We start from the raw sequence: 5,990 nt of genomic DNA on the forward strand, positions 1-5,990 counted from the left end.
AAATTCGTCGCCATGCCTAAAAACGCCGCGCACCACATCCAAAATATCGCGCCCGGCCCGCCCATCACTAACGCGGTGCTGGCGCCTACCAGGTTGCCCGTGCCGACTTGCGCCGCGATCGCCGTGGCGACGGCTTGGAACGAGCTCATGCCGCTTTTGCCCGCAGCCTCGCCGTGCAGGGAGAAGTTGCCGAAAAGCTTGCGCGCGCCCATTTTAAATTTAAAAATCTGCACCAAATGCAAGCGCGCCGTAAAATACGCGCCGGTGCCGCAAAGTAGGGCGATTAGAAAGTACGGACCCCACAAAAAGGAGTTGATTGCGTCAATTGTGGCGGTGAGTTTGTCGAGAAAATTTTGCATGATCTTTTCCGTGAATTTAAGATGCGAAAATATATTTTAAAAACTCTTAAATTCCTATAAATCGAGAGAAATTTAAGCGAAATTTTAAAGCGCTTTTATAATTTTACTCAAGCATTAAGCAAAGCGGTATGTGCCGTTTGCTCTGCATGCCAGCTTGCCAGCCAGATAAGCAGCTTAGAATTCCCGCCTTAGCTGTCGAAATTTGCAAAGCAATCAACTGAAATTTTTAAGCCTATTCATCACCGCCGATTTTGAAAACGAACATCTTGCATGCGTTACAAAAGGCAGGGATCAGGCTAAATAGGCGCCCTTTGAGGCTCCAGTGGCTTTTATACATTTTCAGCATTGCAGCCTCTTTGGCGAAGCAGATATGCGCACTATCCCAGCTCTGCACCTCTGCACCGCCGCCGATACCCATTTTAAAGGGTGCGTTTTGCATGTGTTTCATCGCGTCATGGCGCCTAGAGTCGAATTTCCTAACCGAAAACTCGCTCATAAAGTCGCTCAGCACGTAGCCGCGGAATTTTTGCGCAAGCGCGATAAAAAATTTTTTAAATTCCTCCTTTTCAAAATACATACTCACGCCCTCTAAGATGAATATATAGCCCGCGCTACCGTGCTTTGCGACTAGCTCGTCCATCCACGAGGGATCTAGCATCGAGTAGGGCAGGCTGAAGTTATTCTTTGCTTTGGGCAGCAGTGCGTCGCGCACGGAGATGGCGTCGGGCAGATCGAGATCGTAAAATAGGGCGTTTGGCAGGGCGCTTTGCAGTCTAAGCGGGCGAGTGTCGAGCCCCGCGCCGAGCTGCACGATGATAGGGTGATCAAGCTCCGCCGCGAGCCGCAGCGTCTCGTCGTCGAAAAATTTCGCGCGGATCACGGTGCCCGTTTTGCTAAGGCGCGCATCGTTAAATTTTGCAAAATCATAATCAATCTGCTCTACGACGGCGCTCGAAAAGGGATCATTTAGGATCGGATCCTTGTCTTTGAAATCCAGATGTCGCATATAGACGTTGATTAGCAGCGTCTCGGAGACGTTATTTTTAAAATTTAACTTTTGCATAAAGTGCCTTTCTTGCGGTATCGTTGCGGGCAAAATACCGCTTATTTTTAATATGCATTATTATATCCTTGCTAAATAAAATTTCAATAAAATGATATGAATTTTTATTTAAAGACAGAATTTTAAATTCGCGCCACGGGTTTTGGCTATAATTTCGCCGCATAAGGCTCAATAAATTTTTGAAATTTTACGCGATGCAAAGCGTGGGTAAAATTTAGAATTTTAAAAGCTATAAAATTTATTAGCTTAGGCGACCTAGATGCGCAGTCATAGTGCGGATGGTAAATTTAATCCGCGCAGCTTTATCTTTGTCTAAATATTTCATTGTATAATTCTTAGCTTTTGGAGGTTATATGGAAAAATCGCGGCTGGGACTACTGCAAACCGAGGCTATCGCCACGCTTAGCGACGAGGAGCTTGCAATGTTCGAGCACCAAGTCATCAAAAAAGGCTATGTTTTTTATAGCGAGGCGCCTAAAGTTTTTATTTTTAAAAGCGGGCAGGCGAAGCTTTCGTTTTTTGAAGACGGCGAAGAATTCATCATCAACTACCTAAACAAGGACAATATCACTATTCTTAATGAAATTTGCGCACTTGAGTTTTTAGAGGACAGCGAGATTTATACGATCGATGCGAGCGGACTAGGGGAGATCTTGGCAAATCGCAGCTTTTGCGAGGCGTATATAAAAATTTTAACTGAGATAATTCTGCTGCAGCGCAAAATCACACGCTCTATACTTTTTGAAAATGCAAAAGGGCGCATCGCGAGCTTTTTGATAGAGCTTGCAAACGAGCAGAATTTTCATCAAAACGGCTACAAATACGTCTTTTTGCCCTTTTCGCTAAAGGTGCTTTCATCCTTTGTGGGGCTCAAGCGTCAAAGCGCGAGTACCGCGTTTAATGAGCTTGTAAAAGATAACGTAATTCAAAAAATCAGTCAGCACGAGTTTTTGATCCTAGACTACGACAGGTTGCTTAGCTACTGCGTTTAGGCTCTGACTAGAGTTTTTAAAGCAATTTGTGCGACTTACGGCTTAAGCGCGAAATTTTGTCTAAAGTTACGGCGCAGGATTTTACCTAGATTTACAGCGTAAAATTTTTATCAAGAGCTTGGTTTTAGAATTCCATCCCGAATTTCGTTAGGATTTCGTCTAAAATTTTAACTTATATAAAATTTGGGTTTGTGGTCTCGTTTAAAATTCTGTTTTGAATTTGCTTAAAATTTTAACACGTAATTCACTTTTGCATTTTATCCGCTATCCTAAAACGCAAAGCTTTGGAATTTTAAATTTAGTGGCAGGCTATGGAATTTAAAATTTTAAATCAAGCTGGAATTTTATGGGTTGCAATGGAATTTAAAATTTTGGATCGAGCGAAATTTTATGTATGAGAATTTTTAAAATTTTAGAAATTAAAAATGCGCGGCAAAGTGCCGCGCCGTATTTTGTTTATATCGTGCTGAAGCGCGATAGATTAGTCTTTCTTTTTCATATCGTATTTATTTACCATAAATCCAACCAAGCCTACGAAAAATAGACCGCCGCAGATGTTGCCTAGCGTAACCGGGATCATATTTTTAACGATGAAATTTCCCCAGTTTATTGAATCTATTTGAGCTGCCGTTACACCGTGAAGCGAGCTTGCAAGAGCGTTTACATCGCCACCTGCAGCCGCAAGGTAGTGGCCTTTAGCGATGATGCCTTCAGTTAGGATAAACATATTTGCCACGCAGTGTTCCATCGAGCAAGCTACGAATGCGCCGATCATCCACATAATTGCAAAGAATTTACCCGATAGATTGCTCTCACTGGTCGCAGTCCAGATAGACATACATACAAACACGTTACAAAAAATTCCGCGGATGAATAGTTCATGAAAAGGTGCGTTTATTTTGCCTGCTGCTGCAGGAATGAAGTGCTGCAAGATGTAGCCATCATATTTAAGCGGAAGTCCTGAGTAATAATACATATACGCGATTAACGCGCCGCCTACGAAGTTAAAGCACCAAACGATAGCCCAATAGCCGATAGTTTTACCTAGCGGTAATTTGCCATCGGCAGCAGGCACACCCGTTAAAACAGAGCTGGTAAATAGATGCCCACCGTAAAAAACCACCATCATCAGACCGCAGCTAAAGGTAATACCACCGATGAAATTCGATAAGCCAATAGATTGCTTTTCAGCCATTCCGACGGTCGAGTGAGCCCAGAAAATATCGCCCATAGCGATTGCAGCGCCCGCCATTATAGCTAGAAAAATTATGCTAATTAGCGGGGTATGCGCCTTGTGTTGCATCGAACTAGACACCGCTTGCGCGGTTTCTGCAGGATTTAACATTTACTCCTCCTCATTTAAATTTGAATCAATTTCTAAGATACGCTCATAAGCTTTTTGCGCACTTTTTTTTGCGCTCTCGCTTAGCCCTTCTTTAAAATCAAGGACGTTATCGAGCAGCACACTTATGCCCAAAAACAATGTCTTTGGGCAAATTTTGCGCAGATAGCTTAGAAGCACCGGCGTAGGCAGGTTATGCGTCGAGTAGATATAGTCGCGATCGTTGCTGAGGTCGAAAAATTCTATCTTATCCTCATCAAAGCCGCTCATCGCATCTACTACGATCAGAATTTCAGGGGCAAATTCCCTAAGTGCTGCAAATTCGTTTTCGGGCACATCCTGCCCATAAAAAACGCGCCAATCTTTTAGGTTCGCCTCGACTATTCGCCCTGTTTCATTGCCCACGTCGTCGTCGCCGCGAAGGGGATTGCCGATACAAAGCAACGCCTTTCGCATCAAAAATCCTTCCTTAGCACGAAATATCCTTCGCACATATTTTTTAGCAGATCTTTAAGCTCACATTCGCAAAGCTGAGGGATTAGCTTAGCTGCGTGCTCGGCAAAAATTTCAATCTCGAAATACTTGCTTAGGTTACCGATCTTAAATTTAACGTAGTCGCCCGAGTTCTCGATGATGCGTTTAAATTCTTCATCGTCTATCTCAAGTACCTTTTCGCTAAAATCTATCGTACCTACGCCGTGACCGACGCAGGTGGAAAAAACCTTGATATCCTTTAGTTCTTTGGGTAAATTTTCGTTTTCGTCCATATGCCGCTTTGTAAGCTTAAAAACCTCAATCATCGTTTGCTCCAGACCTCTTTTTGCGGATCGATCTTAAATTCCTCCGTAGCGCGGGCATATTTTAGATATACGTCATTGTGCAATAGTGCCATGCACTCCGCGTATCTAGGATCCTCTTCGGTGTGGATAGCGTTAAGTAGAGCCTCGCGAGAAGCTTTTGGATCGTGAACGTCAGATGAGGTTTTGATCGCATCCATATATTTTGCAAATAAAACTCTTCCGAAAATATAGCTCATCAGCCTCTTAGCTTCAGCTTGCAGATCGCGCTCGAATAAAATATCGCCGATAACTGAACTCTTAACCGGTGGCGGAAGAGTGCTATCTTGCTCGTAGCTCTTCTTTTGAAGCTTTTGATCGATGATGCCAAGCGCCATGCCAAGACCATAGATGATGCTAGCAGGATGCGGAGGGCAACCGGGGATATAAACATCTACCGGTACAATCTTATCGATGCCGCTCCATACGCTATATGCGTCATGAAAAATTCCTCCAGTGCTTCCGCAGGCTCCCAGAGCTACTACGATCTTTGGATCAGGCGCAGCCTCATAAGCGCGGAGCAGCGGATAATACATCTGTCGAGTAACCGGACCGGTGCAGACTAAGATATCTGCGTGGCGAGGGTTAGCTACAAGTTTAAATCCGAAGCGCTCCGGATCCCACATCGGCGTGATAGAAGCAAAAATTTCGATTTCACAGCCATTGCAACTTCCGCAGTCGATACGATAAACGCTGAAGCTTCGTTTGATATTTTTCAAAAGCTCCAATTTTGCGGTTAGATCGTTTGCGTTTTTAATATTTTCGGGGACTTGATACAAACTCATTTTATTGCCTCCTCTATACCTTTGGTCATTCTCTCGACCGCTTGAGCTTTTTTGCATTCAGGACAGATATAGAGATATTTTTTAGCTTCTTCTAATCTGCCTGGGAGCAAATTTGCAGTACTTAGCTTTTCTAGCGTGTAATTGATGAGCCTTTTTGGGGTCATCGGCTTGCCGCAGCAGCTGCATTTCTCCATCTCAAGCTCGCCGTGTTGGATAAGCGCGCTTTTATCAAATTTTACCGCTAGCTCAAAGCTATTGCCTAGCCTTACCGCTCCCGTAGGGCATACCTCGTCGCAGCGACCGCAAAATATGCAGCGTCCGCAGTCAAATTCCCAAATTAGTTTAGTTTGGGCTTCGTTCATCTTAAGCTCAATCGCATTGGATGGGCAGGCGATACCGCATGCAGCACAGCCTATGCAAAGCTCGTAGGTGTATTCAGGCTGCCCGCGAAAATTCTCGGGCACGATGTATGGCTCAAACGGATAAGCATAGGTCGCCTTACCATATTTTTCGGTAATGTCGAATAATTTCATCATCTTAAATCCTTTTTGCTAACCTTGCCGTCTTGGCAAAATTTCTTAAGGTCTTTTTCGGTTAGAATTTTACTCTTTCC

The 5,990-nt window shown here is 44.0% G+C and carries 8 protein-coding genes; 1 reads left to right on the plus strand and 7 read right to left on the minus strand.

Annotated features, from left to right (window positions below; all coding sequences use genetic code 11):
* Together Q0117_RS10270 and Q0117_RS10275 are read right to left on the minus strand one after the other, a co-directional pair.
* Positions 1 to 359 (minus strand): alanine:cation symporter family protein (locus Q0117_RS10270; protein ID WP_297926679.1); only part of this gene is annotated, 359 nt, incomplete at its 3' end.
* Between the two features lie 232 nt (positions 360 to 591).
* A complete protein-coding gene (locus tag Q0117_RS10275; protein WP_297926682.1) occupies positions 592 to 1,422 on the minus strand; it encodes a class I SAM-dependent methyltransferase in 831 nt (276 codons plus the stop codon).
* 353 nt (positions 1,423 to 1,775) lie between these two features.
* On the opposite strand from Q0117_RS10275, the gene Q0117_RS10280 reads away from it, so the two are divergent.
* On the plus strand, positions 1,776 to 2,414 hold the full coding sequence (locus Q0117_RS10280; RefSeq protein ID WP_005871915.1) for a Crp/Fnr family transcriptional regulator: 639 nt from the start codon (positions 1,776 to 1,778) through the stop codon (positions 2,412 to 2,414).
* 481 nt (positions 2,415 to 2,895) lie between these two features.
* On the opposite strand, the gene Q0117_RS10285 is transcribed toward Q0117_RS10280, so the two are convergent.
* The 5 genes from Q0117_RS10285 to Q0117_RS10305 are packed head-to-tail and all read right to left on the minus strand — an operon-like array spanning position 2,896 to position 5,913.
* The gene (locus tag Q0117_RS10285; protein ID WP_005871911.1) at positions 2,896 to 3,759 is read right to left on the minus strand and encodes a formate/nitrite transporter family protein; all 864 of its coding nucleotides are present in this window, start codon (positions 3,757 to 3,759) and stop codon (positions 2,896 to 2,898) included.
* A complete protein-coding gene (locus Q0117_RS10290) occupies positions 3,760 to 4,212 on the minus strand; it encodes a hydrogenase 3 maturation endopeptidase HyCI (protein WP_291936428.1) in 453 nt (150 codons plus the stop codon).
* Positions 4,212 to 4,556: a formate hydrogenlyase maturation HycH family protein gene (locus tag Q0117_RS10295; RefSeq protein ID WP_297926686.1), complete on the minus strand. Its 345-nt coding sequence runs from the start codon at positions 4,554 to 4,556 to the stop codon at positions 4,212 to 4,214. Before Q0117_RS10295 ends, Q0117_RS10290 begins: the two co-directional genes overlap by 1 nt.
* Positions 4,553 to 5,377, minus strand: a complete 825-nt coding sequence (locus Q0117_RS10300; protein ID WP_177386901.1) for an NADH-quinone oxidoreductase subunit B family protein — start codon at positions 5,375 to 5,377, stop codon at positions 4,553 to 4,555. Before Q0117_RS10300 ends, Q0117_RS10295 begins: the two co-directional genes overlap by 4 nt.
* Entirely contained in the window at positions 5,374 to 5,913 is a 540-nt protein-coding gene (locus tag Q0117_RS10305; RefSeq protein ID WP_295151635.1) for a formate hydrogenlyase complex iron-sulfur subunit, read from the minus strand. The genes Q0117_RS10300 and Q0117_RS10305 overlap by 4 nt, the downstream gene beginning before the upstream one ends.
* Positions 5,914 to 5,990: the final 77 nt, after the last annotated feature.

It is taken from the genome of uncultured Campylobacter sp., from assembly GCF_937997535.1.
Lineage (GTDB): Bacteria > Campylobacterota > Campylobacteria > Campylobacterales > Campylobacteraceae > Campylobacter_B.

Coding starts and splice junctions, on each gene's coding strand:
- Q0117_RS10300 (WP_177386901.1), bottom strand. CDS start 5,377: ATGAGTTTGTATCAAGTCCCCGAAAATATTAAAAACGCAAACGATCTA.
- Q0117_RS10305 (WP_295151635.1), bottom strand. CDS start 5,913: ATGATGAAATTATTCGACATTACCGAAAAATATGGTAAGGCGACCTAT.
- Q0117_RS10275 (WP_297926682.1), bottom strand. CDS start 1,422: ATGCAAAAGTTAAATTTTAAAAATAACGTCTCCGAGACGCTGCTAATC.
- Q0117_RS10285 (WP_005871911.1), bottom strand. CDS start 3,759: ATGTTAAATCCTGCAGAAACCGCGCAAGCGGTGTCTAGTTCGATGCAA.
- Q0117_RS10290 (WP_291936428.1), bottom strand. CDS start 4,212: ATGCGAAAGGCGTTGCTTTGTATCGGCAATCCCCTTCGCGGCGACGAC.
- Q0117_RS10280 (WP_005871915.1), top strand. CDS start 1,776: ATGGAAAAATCGCGGCTGGGACTACTGCAAACCGAGGCTATCGCCACG.
- Q0117_RS10295 (WP_297926686.1), bottom strand. CDS start 4,556: ATGATTGAGGTTTTTAAGCTTACAAAGCGGCATATGGACGAAAACGAA.